Here is a 23,303-nt window from a genome sequence, read left to right on the forward strand (position 1 = left end):
CGCGCTCTCCTCCGCGTCCGGCAGCCCCGCGTCCGGCAGCGAGCCCGTGGCCGCGCTCCCGGCGAGGACGACGGCGCCGGACACGGAGGAGAGCGCGCCCGTGTAGAGGCCGAGGCGGCCGGGGGCTGCCAGGTCGGGGAGCCAGGCGCGGGCGGCCGGGGCGATGAGCATCTGGCCGACGGTGAGCAGGGCCACGAAACCGGCGGCGGGGAGCAGGCCGGGCACGCCCGTGCGGCCCGCCGGGAGCGTGGCGGCCACGAGCGCGAAGCCCGCCGACAGGAGCAGCAGCCCCGCCGCCATGGAGCCGCGCAGGCCGAGGCGGTCGGCGGCCCAGCGGGTGACCGGCAGCTGGGTGGCGACGACCAGCAGCGAGGAGAGCGCGAACAGCCAGGCCAGCGGCGCCTGGGAACCGGCGGCGCGCTCCACCTCCGCCGGGAGGGCCAGGTAGAGCTGGTTGTACGCCAGCAGATACGTTCCGTACACCGCGCACAGCGCGAGGAAGGGCCGGTTGGCGAGCAGGCTCCGCACGCCGCCGCGCCCGCTCACCCGGGGTTGGCCGGGGATGTGCTGGGGCAGCAGCCGGGCGTGCCCGGCCAGGACGAGGACGAAGACGCCCGCCCCGGCGAGGCAGACCGTACGGAAGTCCACCGCCAGCAGCGCCGCCCCCAGCAGCGGCCCCACGAACGCGCCCGCCTGTCCTGCGGCGGTGAACAGCGCGAGGACGCCGGTGCGCGGTCCGCCGCCCGCCTCGGCGTGGGCCATCGCCTGGCGGGTGACCTCGGACTCGACGGCGGGCGAGAACAGCGCCGCCGCGAAGCCGATCAGCAGGACAGCGCCGATGACCGGCCCCGTACGGTCCGCGTACCCGAGCCAGAGGAACCCGCAGATCCGCAGCGCGCAGCCGGTCAGCACCACGGGCCGTACGCCGTACCGGTCGGTCAGCGCGCCGCCGACCACGAAGAGTCCCTGCTGGCTGAACGTGCGCAGCCCCAGGACCAGGCCGACCAGCCAGCCGGCCAGGCCGATGCCCGCGCCGAGGTGGTCGGCAAGGAACGGCAGTACGGCGAAGAAGCCGACGTTGAAGGCGAACTGAGTGAGGATCAGCAGCCGCAGCAGCGGGGAGAGTTCGCTCCAGAGCCCGGAGCGGCCCCACCACCTCGGCCGTGGCGCGCGCCCGCTCCGGGCGGGCCCGTCGGCCGTCGCCGGGGGCTCGGTCACCGGGCGCTCCCCGGCGCCGCCGTCCCGTGGGCGGGGGCGGCCGGTTCCGGCTGTCGTGACGGCTGTCGCGACGGGTGCCGCGACGGGTGCCGCGGCTGCTGTCGCGACCTCCGCCGGGCCGGCCGCCCTCGCCGGGGGCGCCGGCCCGGGAGCCGTACGCCGCCCGCCGCCGACACCGCCAGCGCCCCCAGCAGCGCCAGTACGGCGGCCGGTGCCAGCACCGCCCAGGGCGCGCGTTCGGCGTAGGGCAGGTTCTCGGCCAGCAGCAGCCCCCACTCGGGCGACGGGGGCTGCGCGCCCAGGCCCAGGAAGCCGAGCGAGGCCAGCGCGAGCGCCACGCCGGGCAGCCGCAGCAGCGCGTGCCGGGTGACGGGCGGCAGGACGGCGGGCAGCAGTTCGTGGCGCAGCAGATACAGCGGGCCCGCGCCGAGCGCGCGGGTGGCCGCGAGATGGGCGGTGGCACGCTCCTGGGTCAGCAGCGCTCCGGCGTGCGCGGCCAGCGGCGCCCACGCGACGGCGGCGACCGCCAGCGCGGGGGTGTACGGGCCGCTGCCCGCGACCCCGGCGACGAGCAGTCCGGCGAGGACGGGCGGTACGGCGTTCACCGTGTCGACGGCCGCGCCCGACACCCTCGGCACCAGCCCCAGCACCACCCCGGTCAGCAGCGCGGCGGCGCTCACGGCGAGCGCCAGCGCGAGCGTGGTGAGCGCGCCGTGCCCGACGCGCGCCAGCAGGTCGCGGCCGAGCGCGTCCGTGCCGAAGGGGTGCGCCCAGGACGGTGGGCGCAGCCGGGCGGCGGTGTCCAGCGCCAGCGGATCGCGGGGCAGCCCCGCGACGACGACACCGAGCAGCACCGCCCCGTACGCGAAGGGCAGCGGGGAGCGGGCAGGCGGGCCCGGCCGGTGCGGCGAGGCGAGCGCGCCGTCGCGCAGCACGGGGCCCAGCAGCAGCCGGGCGGTGCCCCGGGCGGCGCCGCCCGCGACGGCGGCGAGCAGCAGGAGGGCCAGCGTGCCCGCCTGGAGCACCGGCAGGTCCTGGGCGATCGCGGCCTGGAGGGTGAGCCGGCCGAGCCCGGGGATGTCGAAGATCTGTTCCACGGCGACCGAGCCGCCGGTGAGGCCGACGACGAACAGCCCGAGGTTCGGCAGCAGTCCGGGGAAGGAGCGGCGCAGCGCCTGGCGGGCGATGCGCCGCCCCGGCAGGCCGCGCGCGCTCGCGGCCAGCGCCCACGGTTCGGCGAAGGCGCCGGGCAGGGCGTCGCCGAGCAGCCGGCCGAGGAGCGCTCCGGCGGGGACGCCGAGCGCGAGCGCGGGCAGGACGAGCCACTGGGGCCCGTACCAGCCGAGCGCGGGGAGCCAGCCGAGCTGGACGCCGACCACGGTGGCCAGCACGGACGCCGTCAGGAACTCGGGCAGCGAGGCGAGCGTCGCGGCCACGCCGCCCGTGCGGGATCCGGTCGGGCGCCCGGCCGCGCCGCGCCACAGGGTGCGGGCGCACACCAGCGCGGCCGTCCCGAGCGCCGCCGTCAGCGCCACGGCCATCAGCAGCAGCGATACGCCGAGTGCCTGGACGACGGAGGGCAGTACGGCGCTCCCGGAGATCCAGGAGTGGCCGGCGTCGCCGTGCGCGAGGTCGCCGAGCCACCGTCCGAGCAGCCGCAGCGGCCCGGCGTCGAGGCCGAGTCGGTCCCGTACCGCCGCCAGCGCCTCGGGGGTGGGGTCGCGGTCGGCGGAGCGCGCCTTGAGGACGGTGAGCGCGGGGTCGGTGCGCGCGAGCCAGGGCAGCAGGCCGATGGCGCACAGCACCCCGGCCGCGAGTACGGCACGCCACAGGGCGGTGGGGCCCGGCCGGGATATAAGGGACCGGGGCGTGGGCGACATGTGCTCAGCGCCGGGTGCCGGTGGCGACGACGGTGCGCTCGTAGGGGTCGAGGAGGACACCGCTCACGGTGGTGGAGACGCCGAGGATGTTGCGCTGGTGCACGAGCGGTACGACGGCGTCCGTGCCCAGGATCCTGGCCTCGGCGGCCATCGCGGCGTCCCGCCGCTTGTCCTGGTCGGCGAGGGCGTCGGCGGCGGCGACGGCCTTGTCGACGTTCTTGTCGCAGAGCCGCGCCATGTTGTACGTGCCGTCGCAGGTGTAGTCGCTGGCGAGGACCGAGACGGGGTCGCCGGTGTCGAGCATGGTGTTGCGCGCGCCGATGAACGCGTCGAACTTCCCGGCCAGCGCGTCGCCCTCGACGCGGGAGGACTCCCGTACGGTCAGCGTCACCTTGAAGCCGGCCTTCTCCAGCTGCTGCTGGAGGACCTGCGCGACCTCGGGCAGCTCGGGCCGGTTGTCGTAGGTGGCGAGCCGGACGGTGGCGCCGTGCGGCTGCGCGGCGGAGGCGCGGCCGGTGGGCTGTTGGCGTTTGCCCGCCGCCCAGGTCAGGGCGGGTCCGAAGATGCCCTGGCCGGGGTCGGCGTATCCCTCGTAGACGTTCTCGGCGAGGACGGAGGTGTCGATCGCCGCGCGGGCGGCGGCCCGCAGCTCCGGGTCGGCGAAGGGACCGGAGGCGGTGTTGAGGTAGAGGCTGGTGGTGCGGGCGGTGGGGACTTCGCGGCCGGTGCCCTTGGCGAGGGAGGCCGCCTGGGCGAACGGGAGGGCCTCGGCGACGTCCTCCTCTCCGGTGCGCAGCGCGTTGGCGCGGGCGGTGCCGTCGGCGATGAACCTGGCGTCGATACCGGGCGCCTGGGCCCGGCCGCCCCAGTAGTCGTCGAAGCGGTCGAGGGCGGCGGAGGTGGAGCCGTCGACCTTGGTGAGGGTGAAGGGTCCGGTGGCGTGGCCGACGGGGTCGGCGGCGCCCTGCTTCCCGTAAGCCTTCGGGGAGAGCACGGCGAGGCTGGGTCCCGCGAGGCGCAGCGGCAGTGCGGGGTCGGGCGTCGCGGTCGTGACCCGCACCCGGCGCTCGCCGGACGCCTCGGCGGTGAGGGAGACCCCGGAGAGCGCGGCGGGCGCGGGGCTCGCCTGCGCCGCGCGGGTCAGGGCGGTGGCGGCGGCGGCCCCGGTGAGCGGCGTCCCGTCCTGGAAGCGCGCGTCGCGCAGGGTGAACTGCCAGGTGCGGGCGTCCTCCTGGGTCCAGGACTCGGCGAGCGCGGGGGCCGGGGCGCCGTTCCCGTCGAGCTTCGTCAGCCCTTCGGTGACCCCGAGGCGGCTGAGGAGCGTCGCGTCGGCTCCGTACGGGGAGAAGGACTCGGAGGGCGGGAAGGCCAGCGCGATCCGCAGCCGCTTGCCTCCGGTGGAGTCCGCTTTCGGGTCCGAGGAGTCGGCCGGGGCGAAGCAGCCGGAGAGCGTACCGGTGAGCAGCGGGGTGAGCAGCAGGCAGGCGGCCCACCGGCGGGGTCGGACGGAACGCATGATCCTCGTTCTCTGTTCTCTGCGGGGTCTGTTGGTGACACACCGGCCACGGGGCGAACGAACGAGAGATTACATGACAACCGTTTTCATCAGCTGAGCGGTACCTCGAAGTGCACGATCCCCTGCCCGCCGTCCGCCATCTCGGCGCGCTCATCACACACGGCCTTGCCCATCGAGCGCCAGAACGCCTCGGCGCCGGGCACCGCCGGGTCGGTGTGCAGATACACGGAGCGGTAGCCGCCGTCCGCCGCCGCGAAGTCCACCAGCTCGCGCACCAGCGACCGGGCCAGACCCCGACGGCGGTGGCCGGGGCGGGTGTAGACGCGGCGCAGCTGCGCCGTCTCGCCGTTCGGGTAACGCTCGGCCATCCAGGGCGGGTTGGGGGGATGGACCGGGCCGCGGGAGTCGAGCGCGGCGACGGCGGCGACGGGACTTACGGGGTCGCTCTCGTCGAGCGCCACCAGCAGGGTGTGCCGGGGAGAGGCCAGGTACGCGCCCGCGAGATCGATGATGTCGGCGTGCCAGCGCGGCACGTACCCGGTACCGAAGTCGCGGTAGACGGTGTCGAGCATGACGGCGCGCGCGGCGTCGAGGTGATCGGGGGTCGCCGTTCGAATGCGGTAGCTAGGCACTTGCACATCATACGCATTAAGCCTCGGGGGCGCCGGTACGGCCCCTCAGCACGCAGGCCCCCCGGCACGCAGGCCCCCCGGCACGCGGGCCCCCCGGCACGCGGGCCCCTCGGCGGAGGGGCTGTCAGCGCGCGGGCGCCTCCCGGACCGTGCCGAGGAAGCGGACGTGCGGCCGACCGTCGGGGCCGTCCGGGGTGACGGTGGCGCGCACGCCGTAGACGGCCGCGATCAGCTCCTCGGTGAGCTTCTCCCGGGGCGGGCCGCCGGCCACGACGCGGCCGTGCTGGAGCACGACGACCTGGTCGCAGTACATCGCCGCGAGGTTCAGGTCGTGCAGGGCGATGACGGTGGTGACGGGCAGCGCGGCGACGAGGTTCAACAGGTCCAGCTGATGCTGGATGTCGAGGTGGTTGGTCGGCTCGTCCAGCAGCAGTTCCCGGGGCTCCTGGGCGAGCGCGCGGGCGATCTGCACCCGCTGGCGCTCCCCGCCGGACAGCGTGTGCCAGGACTGGCCGGCCCGGTCGGTCAGCCCGGTGCGCTCCAGGGCCGTACGTACCGCCTCGTCGTCGCCCACCGACGCCGCCGCCCAGGCGCGGCGGTGCGGTACGCGGCCGAGGCGTACGACCTCGCGCACGGTCAGCTCGACCTGGGTACCGGCCTGCTGCTCGACGACGGCGACCTGGCGGGCGATCGCCCTGCGGCCGAGTTCGGGCAGCGGGCGGCCGTCGAGGGTGACCACGCCGGAGGCCGGGGCGAGGACTCCGGCGAGCAGCCGCAGCAGGGTCGACTTGCCCGAGCCGTTCGGCCCGAGCAGCCCCAGCGTGGAACCGGGCTCGGGCGCGAGACCGACACCGTCCAGGACGAGCCGGCCCCCGGCGCTGCGGGAGACCCGCTCGGCGCGCAGCCCCACCGAGGTCTCCGTGCCGCTCACGCGGTCCTCCTGGCGCGGTAGAGCACCAGCACGAACGCCGGTACGCCGATCAGGGACGTCACCACACCCACCGGTACCTCCTGCGGGTCGAGCACGGTACGGGCCAGGGTGTCGACCCACACCAGGAACACGGCTCCGGCCAGGGCCGTCACCGGCAGCAGCCTGCCGTGGCCGGGGCCGACCAGCGCGCGGGCCGCGTGCGGCAGGACGAGACCGACGAAGCCGATCGCCCCCGCCGAGCTGACCAGCGCCGCCGTCAGCAGGGCCGTGACGCAGAGCAGCACCAGCCGCGTACGGCCCACGGAGACGCCGAGCGTGGCCGCCGCGTCCTGGCCGAAGGCGAACGCGTCGAGGGTCCTGGCGTACCCGCCGCACACCAGCAGCGCGAGCACGAGCACGGCGCCGCAGATCCACACATCGCTCCAGCCCGCGCCGCCGAGCGAGCCCAGCAGCCAGAACAGCACGCCGCGCGTGGTCTCCGCGTCGGCGGACGTCATGACGATGAAGGAGGTGAGCGCGGAGAACAGCTGCATCGCCGCGACCCCGGAGAGCACCACCCGGTCCGTGGTGCCGCCGAGCGTATGGCTGAGCAGCAGCACCAGCGCGAACGAGCAGAGCGCGCCCAGGAACGCGCCGCCGGACAGCGACAGGGCGCCGCCGCCCACCCCGAGGACGACGACCAGCACGGCGCCGGTGGAGGCGCCCGAGGAGACGCCGAGGACGAACGGGTCGGCGAGCGGATTGCGCAGCAGCGCCTGCATGATCGCCCCGCACACCGCGAGCCCGGCGCCGCACACGGCGGCGAGGAGCGTGCGCGGCAACCGCAGGTTCCACACGATGCCGTCGCGGATGGGGCTGAGCCGCGACTCGCCCCAGCCGAGGTGCGCGGCGACGACCGACCAGACGTCGCCGACGCGGATCTGCGCCGGGCCGATGGTGATCGCGACGGCGACGGAGGCCACCAGCGCGGCGAGGCCGCCGACACACAGGAGCAGGACGCGCGGGGACCCGGGCCCCCACAGAACGCGCAGACCCCACAGAACGCGCGGACCGCGCGGACCGCGCGGCTCTCGTTCCGGCGCACCGGTCACGGCCGCGGGGCCGCCGGTCTCCCCATCCGCCTCCCGTACCTCCCGCCCGAGCTTCCGCTCCCGCTCCCGCTCCCGCTCCCGCTGGGCGGTCACTTCGCGGGCACGTACGTGCGCAGGGCGGCGGCGACCTTCTCGACGCCTTCGACCGTGCGGATGGTCGGGTTCATCGCCTGCCCGCTGAGCAGCACGTACCGCTGGTGCTTGACCGCGTCCATCTCCTTGGTGACCGGATTGGTCTCCAGGAACTCGATCTTCTTGGCGGCGGTCTCGGCGGTCTGCGATTTGCGCGTGAGGTCGCCGATCACCAGGAAGTCGGGGTCGCGGTCGGCCACCGTCTCCCAGTTGATCTGGGGCCATTCGTCGTGGGTGTCGTCGAAGACGTTCTTCGCGCCGACGGCGTTGGTGATGATGCCGGGGGCGCCGCAGCAGCCGCCCATGTACGGGGAGTCGGAGTTGGCGAACCAGTAGAGCAGCGAGACCTTCTTGGTCCTGGCCGCGTCCAGCCCCTCCGTCGCCTTCGCCATCCGGGCCTCCAGACCGGCGACGACCTTCTCGCCGCGCTCCTCGACGCCGAAGACCCCGGCGAGGTCCCGTACCTCCTCGTAGACGGTCTCCATGGCCAGCGGGGTGGAGCGGGCGCCGTCCGTGCCGACGGTCTTGTCGTTCTTGGTGCAGTCGGCGGGCGAGATGTACGTGGGCACGCCGAGCTTCTCGAACTGCTCCCGGGTGGCCACGCCGCCCTTGCCCAGGGTGGAGAGGAAGGAGGAGGCGACGAAGTCGGGCTCGGTGTCGAGGACCTTCTCGAAGGAGGGGTTGTTCTCCGCGATCCTGGGGACCTCGGCGTTGGCCTTCGCCAGCCCCTTCATCAGCGGGTCGGTCCAGGTGGCGGTCCCGGCCATGCGGTCCTGGAGGCCGAGGGAGAGCATGATCTCCGTCGTGCCCTGGTTGAGCGAGACGGCCCGCCGCGGCGCCGCGGCGATCCGCACCTTCTCGCCGCAGTTCTCGACGGTACGGGGATACCCGGCGGCCCCGCCCCCGGCCGCCCCGCCCTGCGCGGTCTTCGCGTCCCGTGCCGTACCGCCTCCCCCACAGGCCGTCAGGGACAGGGCTCCGGCGAGGAGCAGGGCGCTCAGGGCGGTGGGACGGATCGGGCGCGCGATCGGCACGGTGGTTCCTCTGCGTTCGAGGGCCCATGCGCGGAGCCCGTTCGTACGGTGCTCCCCCGCCGCCGGAAAGGGCGGGGGTGGCCAGCAGGTCTTCGGACTCGGGATCCCCCGGACGCGGCGCCTTCCCGGACGGTCCCCGTCCAGTGGCCGATGCCACGCCCGTCACCCTCACCGCTGCGCGTCAGCTCCGGATTCCCACCGGATTCCCTGACCCACGTACATGGGTTCGACTGGCCTCGGCAAGCTATCACAGGGCAAAACGACCCTTCCCGTCACATGCCCCGCACCCTGTACTGGAACGGCTCACCGAGAGCGGCAGCCGCGCCGTCGAGGTCGGCGAGCCGGGCGGCCATGGTCGCCTCGGCCAGTCGCGGCGGCAGTGTCGCGCCGAACTTGAGCCCGGCTACGGCGCGCGGATTCACGGAGGGCAGAGACAACCGCTGGGCACCCTCGGCGACCGCGTTCCGCCATTCCCTCGGCGTGATGTCCTCGCGCAACCGGACGTACGCGTCGGCAGGACGCTGCAGGGGATCGGCGGCCGGGCCGAGGGTGGCGGCGAGCGTGGCGTTGGCCCGGTGCCCGGCCCAGGTCCACCAGCGCACGCTCGTACCCTGCCCGCCCCGCACGATCACCGTGCCGTGCGCGTGTACCAGCTCGGCGCCTTCGTCACGCGCCCGCGCCAGGGCACCCTCGGCCCGCCGGGTGAGGACGACCGGAGGCGTCGCGCCGAGCAGGACCTCACGCGCGGCCCGCGTCAGCTCGTACGAGGCGATGCGGGCGAAGCCCGCCCCGCCCCAGCGGGCCCGGCCACCGCCCTCCACCGGCTCCACGAAGCAACGCCGCCGCGACCAGTCGATGTAGGTGACCTGCCAGCTGCGACCGGCAAGCAACAGCCTTCGCGGGCCTGCGACTTCCTCCGTGAGCAACGCCGGATCCGTCGTACCGATCTCGGTCCGACCGGACAGGACCGTGAACTCGGGGGCAGCGGTGAACACTGCCGTGAGGTCCATGAAGTGCCGGAATCCGAAGCGCCGTTCGGCCTCGGGGCCGATGAACATCATCCCGCCGTCCCGGTCCACGTACCCCTCCCCGATGAGATGGCGCACGATCGGCTCGGCGGCCGGCCCGAAGGGACCGAGTCCGCCCCACCAGTCCTGCCAGAGCCGGTCACCGACGCGGTGTTCCTGGAGGCAGAGTGCGAGAACCTGCTGGGCCACGATGTGCCGGGGCTCCGGCGGTGCGACGACCGGTTCCACCCATCCCCGGGACCAGAGCAGGAGGAGAGCCGCCGCCGAGAGCAGACCGGGCTCGTCGAGTGCCAGGAACAGACAGTTGCGCGGCGAACCGCTGCGCCGGCCCGTACGTCCCAGCCGTTGCAGGAAGGAGGCCACGGTCGCGGGCGCGTCGATCTGGATGACCCGGTCCAGGTCACCGACGTCGATGCCGAGTTCGAGTGTGCTCGTGGAGACGATCACACAGTCCCGGGCCTCGGCGAACGCTTCCTCGGCCCGACTCCGCTCGTCCACGGACAGCGAGGCGTGCGACAGGAAGGTGGTGACCCCCTTCGCGCGCAACGCCTCGCCGAGCTTCTCGACCTGCCTTCGGGACTCGCAGAACACCAGGCGCTTCTCGCCCCGGTGCAGGGCGGCGATCACCGTCGCCGCGTTGGCGAGCGACCCCACATAGTCGAGCTGGATGTCCCCGGGCGGCGGCAACTCAGGCGCCGCTTCCCGCAGATGTGGCGCGACCACCCGCGCCCCGCGCTTCCCCGCGCCCGCCCCCTGCAGCCAGCTCAGCAGCTCCGCCGGGTTCCCCACCGTCGCGGAGAGCCCGACGCGCTGCACAGGCCGGCCGACCACTCGCTCCAGCCGTTCCAGCACGGCCAGCAGGTGCCATCCCCGGTCGTCCCCGGCGAAGGCGTGCACCTCGTCGACGACGATCGCCCGCAGCCCCGAGAAGAAGGCGCGATGGTCGACATTGGCGCTGACCAGCATCGCCTCCAGCGACTCCGGAGTGGTCAGCAGCACATCCGGGCGCTCGCGCAGGACGCGCTTGCGGCGGGACTGGGGAACGTCCCCGTGCCAGAGCGCGGCCGACCGCCCCAGCCACGAGGTGTACGTCTCCAGCCTCGGCAGCAGGTTGTTGAGCAGCGCCTTCAGCGGGCACACGTAGAGCACCGAGGTCCCGGTCCACCGCTCGGCGTCCATCCGGGACAGCAGCGGAAAGGACGCCGCCTCGGTCTTGCCCCCGGCGGTGGGAGCGAGCAGCAGGGCGTCCGAGCCGTCCATGAGGGGCGCGACGGCCTCCTCCTGGAGCGGCCGGAGTCCGGGCCAGCCCAGGGTGTTGACGATGTGGTGGACCAGCCCGGGATGCAGCCGGTCCAGCGGATCGAGACCACCTGGCCCCTCAGGTGTACCGGGCTCCGCCGTCACGGAAGGTCCAGCTCGACGTCGTCGGCGTTCCCGGGCTCCGCCGCCGCGTTCCGTTCCACCTCGCTCAACTCCGCCGTGTGCACGGTCAGGGCGTAGTGCTGACGCGGGTCGAAGTCCTCGAACTGGTCGATACGGTCCAGCACGTCGCTGACGAGCTTCTTGAGGAAGAGCCGGGGCGCCACACCGACCTTCCCGCCGAGCGCTCCGCCGACCGCCTTGGCCAGCTCGGCGACGTAGGCGTCGTCCGCGACCTTCCTGACCCGTTCGGGGTCGGGCGATCCCGACGCGTAGAGGTCCCGGATGGTGCGGCCGAGGCCCACCAGTGAATCCAGGGTGAAGCCGGGAAGCCGCAGTTGCACGGCCCGCGGATTGTCGAAGCGCGGGTCGGTGGTGAAGTCGGTGGCGAGCCGCTGGGCCAGGGGCGCCAGCCGCTGGACGCCCTGCCTGCCGTCGTAGAACGCGGGTGTCCCGGTGATCAGCAGATACAGACCGGGGAACCGCCCGGAGTGCACTTCGTCGATGAGCTGCCGCAACGCGTTCAACGCCTTGTCGCGGGCGTCGGACCGAACCCGCTGGAGCGTCTCCACCTCGTCGAGCACGACAAAGAGCCCCGCGTGTCCCGAGTCCCGCAACACCGTGAGCAGCCCCTGCAGGAAGCCGAGAGCCCCGAAGTGGTCGAGGTCGCCCCGGACACCGGCGGCCCTGCGTGCCGCGGCTGCCACATGCGGCTGTCCTCCGAGCCATGCCATGACGGCCGAGGCGGTGGCCTCGTCGCCGGCGGCCAGCGCCGTACGGTATCCGCGCAGCGCGGTCGCGAACGACGGGGCGTGCCGGGAGACTTCGGTGAGCCGGGCCGTCATCAGTACTTCGACCGCGTCTGCCAGATCCTCTTCGGAAGCCCCCGCCGTGAGCGCGTCCTCCTCCAGGGCATAGAACCAGGCGTCCGCGACCGGGCGCAGCGCGCTCGGCGGAAACCCGGGCGTGGCCAGCCGCTCGGTGAGCCGGCGGTAGACGGTCTCCAGCTTGTGCAGTGGCGTCTCGGTCTCGGAGATCTGGATCTCGGCGACGGCGAAGTTACGTCGCTTGGCACGCTCGCCGAGCCACCGGGTGAAGAACGTCTTGCCGGATCCGTACTCGCCGCGTACGGCTTTGAAAACGGAGGCACCCGAGGCGACCGCGTCGAGTTCCGCGTCGAGCGCCGCCTCGAACCGGTCCAGGCCGGTCGCGAGGAGGTCGAGCCCGCTCTCGGGGACAGCGCCTCGCCGAAGGGCGTCGATCACGTCACGCCGCCGGGCGGCGCTGACCGGGCCGGTGCGGTCGGGGCTGTCGGTACTCACGGCGTCAGTCTCGCATTACGTACCGGGCACCCGGTCACTCTGCCGGAAGGTTGACGTACGGACGGTCACTTGATGCAATCGTCCGTTACACCGTCCGGCCTCTCGGCGGTTCACATTCTCAGCGGTTCAAAGCGGGGGAAACGCAGCGTGGCGCTCGACAGTCTCAAGCTCAGCGATGTCCTCAAGGATGTCGCGTCCGGGGTACTGCAGCTTCCGGACTTCCAGCGCAACTGGAAGTGGGACGACGAACGGATCAGGGCGCTCGTCGCCACGGTCACGCTCGACTATCCGCTGGGCGTCGTGATGGCGCTTCAAACCGGCGGCACCTCCCCCTTCAAGGCCCGTACGCTCAAGGGCGCGGAGGACGCGGACGGCACCGTGCCCGATCTGCTGCTCCTGGACGGACAGCAGCGGCTGACCTCGCTGTTCCAGGCGCTGCACCGGGACCTGCCGGTCGAGACGGTCGACGCCCGCGGCAAGGATCTGCGCCGCTGGTACTACATCGATATCGCCAAGGCGATCGGGGAGCCGGCCGATCGCGACGACGCCGTGGTGTCCGTGCCCGAGGACCGCATCCTCAAATCGGACTTCGCCCGGAAAGTCGTCTTCGACCTGAGCACGACCGACGGAGAGTGCGCGGCCGGTTACTTCCCCCTGCACCTGGTGTTCGATACGCAGCGGGTCAACGCGTGGCAGCAGAAATTCGTGTCCGCCGACCCCGCGAACTGGGGGGTGTGGGGCCAGTTCGTCGAGCGCGTGCTCAATCACATGAACGCGTTCCAAGTTCCGATGATCAAGCTCGCGGCGTCCACCACCCTCGATGCCGTCTGCGCCGTGTTCGAGCGGGTCAACACGGGCGGCGTGCCGCTGAACGTCTTCGAGCTGCTCACGGCCACCTACGCGGGCAATCAGCCTCATTTCGCCGAGCACGGCGACTACTACCGGCTCCCCGTCCAGTGGGAGGGGATCAAGAAGGGCCTGACCCAGAACCATCCTGTCTTCGGCCGGCCCGAGGCGGATCTCGAGGACGGTCTGAGCAGCAGCGACTTCCTGCAGGCGGTCGCCCTGGTGCACACCTGGGAGCGCAAGCAGGCCAATCCCCGCGCCTCGGTCTCCTGCAAACGCCGGGATCTGCTGAATCTGCCGCTCGCCGAATTCCGCCGGCTGGCACCGCGGCTGGCCGAGGCGTTCCAGTGGGTGGGCGCCTTCCTGGAGCGTCAGTGCATCATCCGCTCCGCCGACCTGCCGTACCGCACCCAGCTGGTGCCGCTGGCCGCGGTACGCGCCGTCCTCGGCGAGGAGACCGACCGTCCGGGCAGCGACGAGCGGATCACTCAGTGGTATTGGTGCGGTGTACTGGGCGAGATGTACGGCGGCTCGACGGAGAGCCGGTTCACCCGTGATGTGGAACAGCTGATCGGCTGGATCCGGGGCGTGGAGGGGGTCGTTCCCGACACGGTCAGCGAGGCGGCGTTCCTCGATGACCGGCTGAACAGTCTGACGACCCGCAACAGCGCCGCGTACAAGGGGATTTACGCGCTCCTCGTGAAACAGGGCGCGGTCGACTGGTACTACTCCGACGCGCCGCTCAACGCGGGCCGGCTCGTCGAGCACAATGTGGAGGTCCGGCAGGTCTTCTCCAAGGCGTGGGTCGCCAAGAACTACTACGCCTACTCCGCCCGCGCGAATTCGATCGTCAACAAGACGCCGCTGTCCTTCCGGGCCGGCCGGGGGATGACGGGATCCCCCGCGGTGTATCTCAAGTCGCTCGTCCTGGAGTCGGGCATGCGCGCCGAGTGGTTCGACGATGTCGTCGCCACTCATCTCATCGACCCGGCCACACTCCACACCGCCGACTTCGAGCAGTTCTACGAGAACCGCGCGAAACAGCTCTTGGAACTGGTGATGTCCGCCATGGGCAAGCGCACTGTCTTCCGTGACACGGCGGGCTGGTGAGTGCGGTCATGACGACGCTGCCGCCCGACGAGGAGATTCTCGCGCTCAAGGGCCGGAAGATCCCGGTCACCGAATTCCTGACGTTCTTCAACACCCGCGTGCGCGACGACCCGTCCAGCCTGCTGATCGCCCAGGCGCTGGAGAATGTCGGGCTCTCGACCGTTCCGCACTTCGCCAACTGCGGCAGAACCGCCGATGTGCACATCGTGGCCCAGGAATCCGTCCCCGCACCGGAGCCCGGGAACGGAGACGAGGAGGAGGCCGACGACGGACTGTCCGTGGTCGCGCTGCCGCAGCACGCCGTCAGAATCGGCGACATACCGGCTGCCACGCAGGGCATCGCGTCCGTCACGTCGCGCCATCTGCTGGCGGACGCCATCCATCTCATGCAGGCCATGAACTACTCGCAGCTTCCCGTACTGGACGACCACTACACGCTGCGTGGCGTCGTCACCTGGCAGTCGGCGACACAGATGTACGGCACTTCCGTCGACAAGGTCCTGCTGAACGCGATGGTGGACGATCCGCCGGTCGCCGAGGCCCACCAGGACTTCTTCTCCCTTCTGCCGCTGATCAGCGAGTACGGCTATCTGCTGATCCGGGGGAACGACGGACGCTTCACCGGGATTGTGACCACCGCCGACATCACCGAGCGGTTCGCCGCGACGGCGTGGCCCTTCTTCGTCGTGGGAGAGATCGAGTTCCGGCTCCGCAAATGCCTGGGCGCGAAGATCGGCTCGGATGCCATCCTGGCCGTGCAGCGGACCGGCCAGGGAAAGAAATCCGGTCTGATCACGGACATGATGTTCGGGGGCTACGTCAAGCTGCTCAACGGCGACCAGAACCATCAGGCGCTCCGCACCCGGGCCGATGAGAACTGGCGGTGCCTGGGCTGGTCGTGGGTGAGCCGGAGCCAGTTCGTGCAGCAGCTCGGCAGGGTGCAGCAGATCCGCAACAAGATCGCGCATTTCGACCCCGAGCCGCTGTCGCCGAGTCTGAGCGACGATCTGCGGCAGTTCGTCGGGCTGCTCCGCCAGCTCACCTGACGCGCGCGGTGGTGGCGAGACCCGCCGGTGGGCCCGCAGCCGCCACCACCGCAGCCGTCACCACCGCAGCCGTCACCTCAGCTCGAACTGATCCCGCAGCAGTCCCGTGTTCAGCCGCAGAGTCCTGCCGTCCGGCAGCGTCTCCAGCACCTGCACACTGTCGTGGTTCAGCAGTTGCCGCAGTACGGCCGCGAAGCCGTCGGCCCTGCCTGCCTGCAGGCCGATGCGCTGGGCCAGCGCCGTGACCGGCAGGGTGCCCCCTGCGTCCAGCAGGGCCCGGACCGCCCTCTCCACCCGGCCCAAGTCCGGTTTACGGGCGAGCAGTTGCACCTGCGCGGCGAAGACCTCGGAGGCCAGCAGACCGGTGACCAGTGTGTCGTCCGGCGAGACCGGCTCGACGGAGAGCAGCGCGTCTTCCCGCTCCGAAGGAACGAGCGCCACGTCGAAGAGCGAATCGTGGTGCTGCCTGGCCAGTGCCGCGGCCTCGTCCTTCGCCCGCTTGGAGGGCTTCTTCGGCGCGGGCACGGGTACGGCCGCGGCGGCCGGGGTCCGTGCGTACGGCTGCTCGGCGGTCCGGGGTGTGAGCGCCCACCAGGAGGGCTGCTGGCCACCCAGCTCGCGCCAGCCGCTCGGCGGTTTCTCCACACCGAACGGGAGGAACGCGAGTACGGGAATGGTGAACTCGGCCGGGGACACGCCACCGTGGTAGCCCGCCTTCTGGGAGGTGTACCGCGAGTCGGCGTCCCAGAGTGCGACGATCCGGCCCCCCGGCTCGGGGGCCACGACACGAGGGCCCGACAGCGCGATCTCCGTCCCGGCGAGCGGACCCTCCGCAGGTCCCCCCGGCGTCCGGTGCCGCGCCGACAGCACACCCGCCGCGTCGGCCTCGACCCGTACCCCGTACCGGTCGACGACATGGCCGTGGTCACTGGTGACGATCACGGCGCGGCCTTGCGTCGCCGCGTACCGCAGCAGCTCCCGCAACTGCCCTATGTGGGACAGCCGCCAGGTACCGTCCCCGAGCTTCTGTTCCTTGGCAAGCCGGTCGTCGATGGTGTTGAGCACCACAGCGACATGCGTACGGTCTCCGGTCAGCGCTTCGAGCAGTCCGGGGCCGAAGGGCGCGCCGGCGCTCTCGCCGCGCAGGTCGTCCTTGTGGAAGACGGCCACCTCCTGGCCGCCCCAGAAGCGGTGCGCGGGAAACACCTTCTTCTCGTCGGCCTGCGTGCCCGTCCGCAGCTTCGCGGCGAACAGCGAGGTGCGCGACACCGCTGTCACCGTCGGGAGCGCCGCCGCCATCGCCCGGCGCCGGGGCGCGTCCTTCGCCCGGGGCAGCGGGTCGTACTCGACCCAGTGCTCGCGCAGTTCCTCGCCGAGTTCCGCGGCGATCGCGGCGCTCATCCCGTCGAGGACGAGCAGCAGCACGCGCCGTTCTCCGGCCTTCACCACCGGGGCGACGATGTCGGGGAGGAAGCTCTCCACGGTCAGCATCGCCCCGGGGCCGCCGCCGCCCGCCGTCCAGGTGGCCAGCGTCCGGGCGAAGTGCCGGTCGATCTCGCGGCGGGACGCGCGCACCGCCGCGCACACGGTGTCGTAGGCCGACCGCAGTACCGGGCCGGGGTCACCGCCCGCCTCGATGTGCTCCAGCGCCAGGTCCACCCAGCCGGTGTCGGCCACCTGCCGGTGGATACCGTCCGCGACGTGCGCGCACTCGGCGGCGGGACGGGTCGCCAGCCACTGGCCGAGCCGCTGCGCCATCCTGGCCCGTTCGATCCGGGGACGGACGTCGGGCTCCGGTGCGAGCCAGTGCTTGCCCAGGAACTTCACCGCCCGCGCGGTCGCCTCCGGGTCGGCGGCCAGCAGCGCGTGACCGGCGGCCTCGAACCGGGCTTCCAGCCCCTCCGTCAGCACCGGGCTCTCCCGTACGGCGCGCTCCGCGCCGAACTGCCGCGCCAGGGAGGCGGCACGGTCGAGTGCCGCGCCGCTGAGCCGACGGGCGGTCGCCGATGCCTCGTCCAGGTCGGCCCGGCCCGTGTTCAGCAGCCCGGAGACGAACTCCTCGCAGGCCCGGCCGAAGGACGCCACGAGGTTGTCCAGCGCCTTTCCCGGTGCGGGCGGCTCGTCACCGAACCAGCGCTCGGCCCGGCCTCTGGCCCGGTGATCCTCCGCGTCGCCCGTCGCGTCGGTGCGCTGCCACAGCGCCGCGCAGACCAGGCCGAAGGCGACGGCGTCGGAGCCGTGCTCGGCACTCACCAGGGCGAGCAGCGCCCTTCCGGCAGGGCCGGCCTGCTCGGTCTCGCCGAGGAACCGGTCGAGACCGTCGCGCTCGGCCTCCCGCAGGGCCAGATAGCGGGCGGGCCCGCCGGGCGCCACGGACCAGCGGAGCAGAGCGTGCACGTCGAGCGGCGCGTCCTCCCCCACCGCCGCGGCGGACGTCGCGACCCCACCCGGCGTTTCCAGGTCGCGGTCCGGGTCGTACCGGCCAATGCCCAGCCGACGCAGGGTCAGCGCGCTCAGCGCGTGGCGCCGGGTCAGTATGCCGCCGGCGAGCTGCGGCCAGCGACCGGGCGCGGCGTCCAGCAGCGCCTCGGCGGCCCAGTTCTCGCCGTTCAGCCGGCGGTCGGTGCCGATCGCCCCGAAGGCGTCCCGGACCACGTCCCAGGTGTTCACCGCGCTGACCCGCTGCTTGTACACCTTGGTCAGCAGGTCGGGGCCCAGTTCGGCCTCCTCGCGGTCGGTGAGTACGACAAGGACCTCAGGTCCCCCGGCACCCGCCTGGTGCGCCAGCGTCAGCTCGTACACCGCCAGCGTCGAGGGCGCCACGGCGACGGCGGCCCGCCGCTGCTCGCCCCAGGTCAGTTCGGCCGGGCCGTCCCAGGTGGGCGCGGCGCGCAGCAGCACGACCCGGCGCCTGCCCCCGGTCAGGCCCGCCTGCGAGGCCAGGTACTGGGTGACGGTCGCGGCCTTGAGCCGCACCGCGCTCGTGGCGGTCGCCGGTCCCGCGCTCCCGGCCGTGCCCGTCGTGGTCGCCGTACTCACCGCGTATGCCTCGTTCCGCTCATTCCACGACCCGCCAGCTGATCTCGATCGTCGCGTCGGGTTCGGCCGCCGTCAGCGCGTCCAGCTCCGCGCGGAGCTGCGCCACCGCCTGGGACACCTTGGCCCGGCCGCCACCGGAACGGCGCGCGGCGCGGCCGGGCATCGGGTGGGTGGTGGGTACGGGCGGCTCGGCGCTGTCGTCGCTGAGGCTGACCTCACCGGGCGTGGTGAGGGGCGCGGGCTCGGGCACGGGCGCCGCTACGGGAGGCTGCGGCGGCCGGGCCGCGGCCTGGCTGCGTTCGATGACGGCGACGATCGACCGCCGTGCCTCCTTGAGCGCGTCCTCCAGCCGGGAGGTCCGCTGGTCGACCCGCGCGGCACCGCGCAGCGCCTCCAGCACGGCCTCGCCCTGGGGACCGTAGTTGGGCGCGAGCTTGAGCATGTCCCAGGTCGCGGTGGCCAGCGCACCGGCCACCGGTTGCGCCTGCTTGATCGAGGACCCGTAGCGGCCCGCGGACGCCTCACCGAGGTCGAAGGCGGCGAAGGCGGTGATGACCTGCTTGGCCGCCGCGGAGCCGCCCGCCGCGCCCCGGTCGAGGCCGACCAGCTCGTCGAGCAGGTCGCGGGAGCGCCGGGCGAGCGCCAGCCTGCCCGATTCGTCGGTTCCGTCGAGGCCGAGGAGGACGGAGTTCTTCTCCAGCTCGTGTACGAGGCTGTCCGCGTGCGGCTTGAAGGCCCTGGCCCGGCCCGTGATCAGCCGGGCGAACTGGCCGACCATCCTGCCCCGGCGCAGCCTCGGCGGCTGCTCGCCGAAGATCTCCCAGAAGCGCTTGCCCGCCTCTTCCCAGGCGGGCTCCTCCGGCAGCGGCTGGGAACGCAGCGCGTCCTGCGGCTTGATCGCCGACGGCTCGGGAGCGGGGTCGAGCAGTGAGCCCGCACGCACCCACACCCGGTCGTCCATCTCGGCGTACGAGGCGATGACCAGGTTGGCGAGGAAGGTCTCCAGGCCCATCGGCTCCGGCTGGTCGATCCACTGGGTGAGCTGGACGACGCTCAGGTCACCGGGGCCGGCCCCGGTGCGCGCCTGGAGGTTGAAATGGTCCACCCAGCGGCCCGACAGCCGGAAGTACGCCTCCTTCTGCCGGCCGAGCCCGAGCGGCGACGCGACGCGCCGCATCGCCGTCCGGTCCTTGGCCGGAATCTCGGCCTGCCGGTCGCCGGACTCCGCCGCCGCCCGGATGTGTGCGAACACGGTCCGCGCGTCGCCGGCCCGGACGGCCGTGTTCGTGCCGTCGGGGTCGAGGTCCGGGTGGGCCGGGAACTGGTGGGCGAGCAGCTTCTTCGCGATGTGCCGGGCCCCGTCGTGCAGGCTCTGCCCGATGGACACCCGCAGCTCGGTCACCTCGGGCAGCGCGTCGACATGGTCGTTGAAGGACACGTCGACTTCGCCGGGTGTCTTGTCCGCGCAGCCGTACGCCTGCCGGAACGCCCCCTTGACCGTCTTGAGCAGGGACTCCCGCTGGCCTTCGAGCAGTACCCGGGCGCGGGCCCGGTTGTCGGCGTTGAGGTGCTGCGCGTACACGGTGTCGAAGCGCCGCTGGTCGGACAGCGCGTAGTCGATGACGACCAGCCGGCGGAAGTCCGTGAACCGGGCGGCCGAGAGCCGGGTGGGGATCCAGGCCACGGTCCTGGGCGGTACGCCGGGCAGGTCTCGCAGGCCCCGCATCCGGTTGGCCGCCTCGACAGCCCCCCGCTCGCCCTCCTGGTAGGGGAAGTCGACGATGAGCCGCCAGAGTCCTTCGTGACTCGGCGGGAACTCGTGGTCGGGCAGTGCGTCAGGGTCGCCGACGTTACCGAAGAGGATCTCCACCGTACGGTTCGAGCCGCGCCAGACGAGGTTCAGCTCGTCGGCGCCCAGCCGGTCGTGCAGGTCCAGGCCCAGCTCGTCGGCGAGCAGCCGCTTGGCGAGGGCCCGGCGGTTGGAGTGGTTGTCGTTGACGTTGGCGTTGGCGAGGACGGAGTCCACGTCCACCCCGGCCAGTTCGAGCCGCACCCCCGGGTTGGCGTCCGTACCGGTCACCTTGATCTCGGCGAAGCGCGAGGCCCAGTCGTCGACCTTCGCCTTGATGACACCGACCTCGGCGCCCGGGATCGGCGAGACGACCGACCCGTGGTTGAGCGCGCCGAGCCGCCGGATGGTCAGATCCCGCAGCGCGGGCACGCTCGGCGCGAGGGCGGAGAGCAGCAGGGTGCACAGCAGCCGGTTGTCGCCGGTGAATCCCTTGCACCGGCCGAGGAGCTTCGGGTCGGTGAGGGTGTCGCGGCGATGCCGGTAGCGCTCGATGTCCTCCTCGGCGACCTCGTACGTCGCGAGGAGGTGGGGCCGCAGCTTCTGTCGGTACAACTTGTCCGCGACGAGGAACTCCACCTTGAGGCTGTCCACGAAGGGCTTGTCGCCACCGTCCGCGATCACCGGATACAGATCGCCGAGCGGGATCAGATTCTCCAGCGTCGCATCGTCCCGGTGATCGGCGAGCAGCTGGCCCATCAGCTTCAGGCCGGTACGGGACCGCTGCAGGGCGGAGGAGATATGGACCAGGGTGTCCATGAAGGACGGCGAGAAGGGGTACGTGAGCCGGAACGACGCCTCGTCCGCCCCCGTCGTCGTCTCGTCCGACCCCAGCAGCACGTCCCACACCTGCGGCCCGACCCGCTTGACCCGGGCGAAGGCCGCGTCCAGCTTGGCCGCCGCCTCCGCGTTCTTCGGCCTGAGCAGCCGCGCGTGGGCGATCTGCGGCAGGTTGCGGTCCTCCAGCGTGATCGTGTCGAAGCGGCCCGAGGCGAGGCGCAGACTGTCCTGGATCGCCGCCTCGGCCGCCCCGGACGTCTCCTCACCGACCAGTTCGCGCAGGTCCCGCTGGCGCGCGATGAACGACACGACCGGGATGGCCCGCCGGGAGTCCGCGCCCTCGACAAAGTTGGTGATCTTGTCGGCCTCGCGGGAGACGAACTTCTGATCGTGCACGCGGTTGGCGAGCCACAGGATCAGCTCGTCCATGAAGAGGATCAGCCCGTCGTATCCGAGCGATTTCGCGTGCTCGGCGATCACCCGCAGCCCGGCGTCCAGCGAGATGAAGCCGTGCTCGTCCTCGGCCGCGTTCTTGGCGAACCCGGGAAACCACGTCACGCTCGCGTCGTGCACCAGCCTGGCGCGCAGCTCGGCGGGGGTGGACGGGTCGACGGTGTTCAGCCTGACCTCGCCGCCGTCCAGCTCCTCGGCGGCGAGCGCGGTCTCCAGCAGTGCGGAGGTCCAGGCGAACGGTTCGCCCCAGTCGAGATCGTCCTCGGCGGCAGGAGCGTCCACGGCGTCCACGCTGTCCCCGCCGGCCTCTGATTCCGTGGTGGGCGCCGCCTCCGCGAGCCCCGCGATGAACGCCTCGTCCCCCATCCGCCGCCGGTGCGAGCGGATGTCCTCGAACAGGGCGTCGGTCCGGTACACCTGCGGAGTCGACGCCTTCGCGTGCAGCGCCTTGACATGGCTGACGTACCCGCCGAGGACCCGCTGCTCCAGCGACTTCGCGCCGAGCATGTGGTACGGCACGAGCAGGAACCTCTTGCGCTCCGCCCCGAGCCACTCGTGCTTGCCCAGCACCGGGTCGAAGTCGCCCCGCGACCGGGCGGTCGGGTCGCCGCGCAGCAGCGCGTGCAGCACCGCCATGAAGTGCGACTTACCGGAACCGAACGATCCGTGCAGATACGCGGCCTTCGACGTGTGCCCGTCCAGCGCCGCCTTGATCAGGCCGAGCGCCTCGTCGAAGTTTTCCAGCAGCCGGTCGGTGACCACATAGTCCCGCAACGCGCGGGCCGCGCCCTCCTCGGTGACCGCCTCCGCGAGCTTGAGAACGAAGTCGGAGGTCGAGATGGACGTCTTGATGTCGATGACGTCGCGGAGGAGGGGGGCCGTCTGCGTGTTCGGAGCCATGGCCATGGTCTGCTGGGTCTTCCGTTCCGTCGTCGGTCGTCTTCTTCGCTGATACGGGCGACTTCGCTCATTCGGGCAGCCCGCGTCACCGAGCGCGGGTTCATCTGGGGTGCAGGACCCGGTTCATCGATCGTGAAGCACTTTCGGCCGTGTCACGGGCACTACCGTAAGGACTCCGTCCAGTCCTTTGAAATCGTCCGGGTTGGTGGTGAACAGCGGCAGATCCTCCGCGACCGCGATCGCCGCGATCATCAAGTCCGCGACGCGACGCCGGGGCTTGCGGCCGGAGGCGATCACGGCGGCACAGATCCTGCCGTAGATACGGGCCGCCTCAGCACCGAACGGAATGGGATCGAACTCACTCTCGGCACGCTGGAGCACATCGAGCCGCCTGGCCCGCTCGGCGTGCTCGTCGTAGTCAGTCTGCTCCTCGTTCCTGCGCACCTCATGGGGTCCTGCGGACAGCTCGGCCAGAGTGACGGCACTGATCGCCATCTCCTCGGGCAGCTCCGCCGGCTCCACCCACCTGCGCAGGATCATGATGTTGGTGTCGAGGAGCCCCTGCGGGTACGCGACGGCTGCGGCTGCTGGGGCTGCTGCGGCTGCGGCTGCTGCTGTGGCTGCCGGACGGCGTTCAGCGGGCATACGGATCGTCCGTCTCCTGCTCGGCGGTGTCGCGCTGATCCGCGCGCAAGGCGTCCACGGAGAACCCGGAGGCGGTCCGGGACATCGTCACGAACTCTCCCCTGGGCACGAACCGCCTGCGGCGCCGCAGCGGAATCAGCTCCCCGATCTCATGCCCGTCGCGGGTGACCGTGAACGACTGCCCACCCTGGACGGCGTCCATGATCTCCCGGGACCTGTTGCGGAGATCGCGCTGGGTGATCTCTGGCTGTGCGGTCATGCCAGGCATCGTACGACACCGGTGCCATGGCGTGCTACCGAGTGGCACTCGGTACGCCCAACAGACCGCCCGCGCCGGCGCCCCCCGGCCCGGCCCCGGGCACTGGGCACTGGGCACTGGGCACTGGGCGTCCAGTCCAGCGACCGGCGCCGGACACTTGCGCCTTCTGTTCC

At 72.4% G+C, this 23,303-nt stretch carries 15 protein-coding genes and 1 riboswitch; of the genes, 2 read left to right on the forward strand and 13 right to left on the reverse strand.

The window, feature by feature from the left end; all coding sequences use genetic code 11:
• The 9 genes from DVH02_RS28985 to brxD form a co-directional block, all read right to left on the reverse strand.
• Positions 1-1,218: MDR family MFS transporter (locus tag DVH02_RS28985; protein ID WP_114626821.1), on the reverse strand; the 1,218-nt coding region annotated here is incomplete at its 3' end.
• On the reverse strand, positions 1,215-3,098 hold the full coding sequence (locus DVH02_RS28990) for an ABC transporter permease subunit (RefSeq protein ID WP_114626822.1): 1,884 nt from the start codon (positions 3,096-3,098) through the stop codon (positions 1,215-1,217). The genes DVH02_RS28985 and DVH02_RS28990, both read right to left, overlap by 4 nt.
• A gap of 4 nt (positions 3,099-3,102) precedes the next feature.
• Positions 3,103-4,614 carry an ABC transporter substrate-binding protein gene (locus DVH02_RS28995; RefSeq protein WP_114626823.1) on the reverse strand — a complete coding sequence of 504 codons (1,512 nt, stop codon included), beginning with the start codon at positions 4,612-4,614 and terminating at the stop codon, positions 3,103-3,105.
• A gap of 89 nt (positions 4,615-4,703) precedes the next feature.
• A complete protein-coding gene (locus DVH02_RS29000) occupies positions 4,704-5,246 on the reverse strand; it encodes a GNAT family N-acetyltransferase (RefSeq protein WP_114626824.1) in 543 nt (180 codons plus the stop codon).
• Between the two features lie 124 nt (positions 5,247-5,370).
• A complete protein-coding gene (locus tag DVH02_RS29005; RefSeq protein WP_199566453.1) occupies positions 5,371-6,177 on the reverse strand; it encodes an ABC transporter ATP-binding protein in 807 nt (268 codons plus the stop codon).
• Positions 6,174-7,217, reverse strand: a complete 1,044-nt coding sequence (locus DVH02_RS29010) for a FecCD family ABC transporter permease (protein ID WP_114626834.1) — start codon at positions 7,215-7,217, stop codon at positions 6,174-6,176. The genes DVH02_RS29005 and DVH02_RS29010 overlap by 4 nt, the downstream gene beginning before the upstream one ends.
• A 140-nt stretch (positions 7,218-7,357) precedes the next feature.
• Positions 7,358-8,434 (reverse strand): ABC transporter substrate-binding protein, encoded by a 1,077-nt coding sequence (locus DVH02_RS29015; RefSeq protein ID WP_114626825.1) that lies wholly within the window; start codon positions 8,432-8,434, stop codon positions 7,358-7,360.
• Between the two features lie 66 nt (positions 8,435-8,500).
• A riboswitch (cobalamin riboswitch) is annotated at positions 8,501-8,684 on the reverse strand.
• 22 nt (positions 8,685-8,706) lie between these two features.
• On the reverse strand, positions 8,707-10,866 hold the full coding sequence (locus DVH02_RS29020; protein WP_114626826.1) for a DEAD/DEAH box helicase: 2,160 nt from the start codon (positions 10,864-10,866) through the stop codon (positions 8,707-8,709).
• Positions 10,863-12,203 carry a BREX system ATP-binding protein BrxD gene (gene brxD / locus DVH02_RS29025; RefSeq protein ID WP_114626827.1) on the reverse strand — a complete coding sequence of 447 codons (1,341 nt, stop codon included), beginning with the start codon at positions 12,201-12,203 and terminating at the stop codon, positions 10,863-10,865. The genes DVH02_RS29020 and brxD overlap by 4 nt, the downstream gene beginning before the upstream one ends.
• A 147-nt stretch (positions 12,204-12,350) precedes the next feature.
• On the opposite strand from brxD, the gene DVH02_RS29030 reads away from it, so the two are divergent.
• Together DVH02_RS29030 and DVH02_RS29035 are read left to right on the forward strand one after the other, a co-directional pair.
• Positions 12,351-14,159, forward strand: a complete 1,809-nt coding sequence (locus DVH02_RS29030) for a DUF262 domain-containing protein (protein ID WP_233518520.1) — start codon at positions 12,351-12,353, stop codon at positions 14,157-14,159.
• Between the two features lie 8 nt (positions 14,160-14,167).
• On the forward strand, positions 14,168-15,205 hold the full coding sequence (locus tag DVH02_RS29035; protein WP_114626829.1) for a CBS domain-containing protein: 1,038 nt from the start codon (positions 14,168-14,170) through the stop codon (positions 15,203-15,205).
• Positions 15,206-15,277: 72 nt separating this feature from the next.
• Here the strand turns inward: DVH02_RS29035 and pglZ are convergent, their stop codons facing one another.
• The 4 genes from pglZ to DVH02_RS29055 all read right to left on the reverse strand — a co-directional run bounded on the left by pglZ (position 15,278) and on the right by DVH02_RS29055 (position 23,130).
• Entirely contained in the window at positions 15,278-18,244 is a 2,967-nt protein-coding gene (gene pglZ / locus DVH02_RS29040) for a BREX-2 system phosphatase PglZ (protein WP_114626830.1), read from the reverse strand.
• 19 nt (positions 18,245-18,263) lie between these two features.
• Positions 18,264-22,226 carry a BREX-2 system ATPase PglY gene (pglY, locus tag DVH02_RS29045; RefSeq protein WP_114626835.1) on the reverse strand — a complete coding sequence of 1,321 codons (3,963 nt, stop codon included), beginning with the start codon at positions 22,224-22,226 and terminating at the stop codon, positions 18,264-18,266.
• 123 nt (positions 22,227-22,349) lie between these two features.
• Entirely contained in the window at positions 22,350-22,766 is a 417-nt protein-coding gene (locus tag DVH02_RS29050) for a type II toxin-antitoxin system VapC family toxin (RefSeq protein WP_233518522.1), read from the reverse strand.
• 94 nt (positions 22,767-22,860) lie between these two features.
• Positions 22,861-23,130, reverse strand: a complete 270-nt coding sequence (locus tag DVH02_RS29055) for a type II toxin-antitoxin system Phd/YefM family antitoxin (protein ID WP_199566454.1) — start codon at positions 23,128-23,130, stop codon at positions 22,861-22,863.
• Between the last annotated feature and the right edge of the window lie 173 nt (positions 23,131-23,303).

The sequence above is a fragment of the Streptomyces corynorhini genome (assembly GCF_003346515.1).
Taxonomy (GTDB): Bacteria; Actinomycetota; Actinomycetes; order Streptomycetales; family Streptomycetaceae; genus Streptomyces; species Streptomyces corynorhini.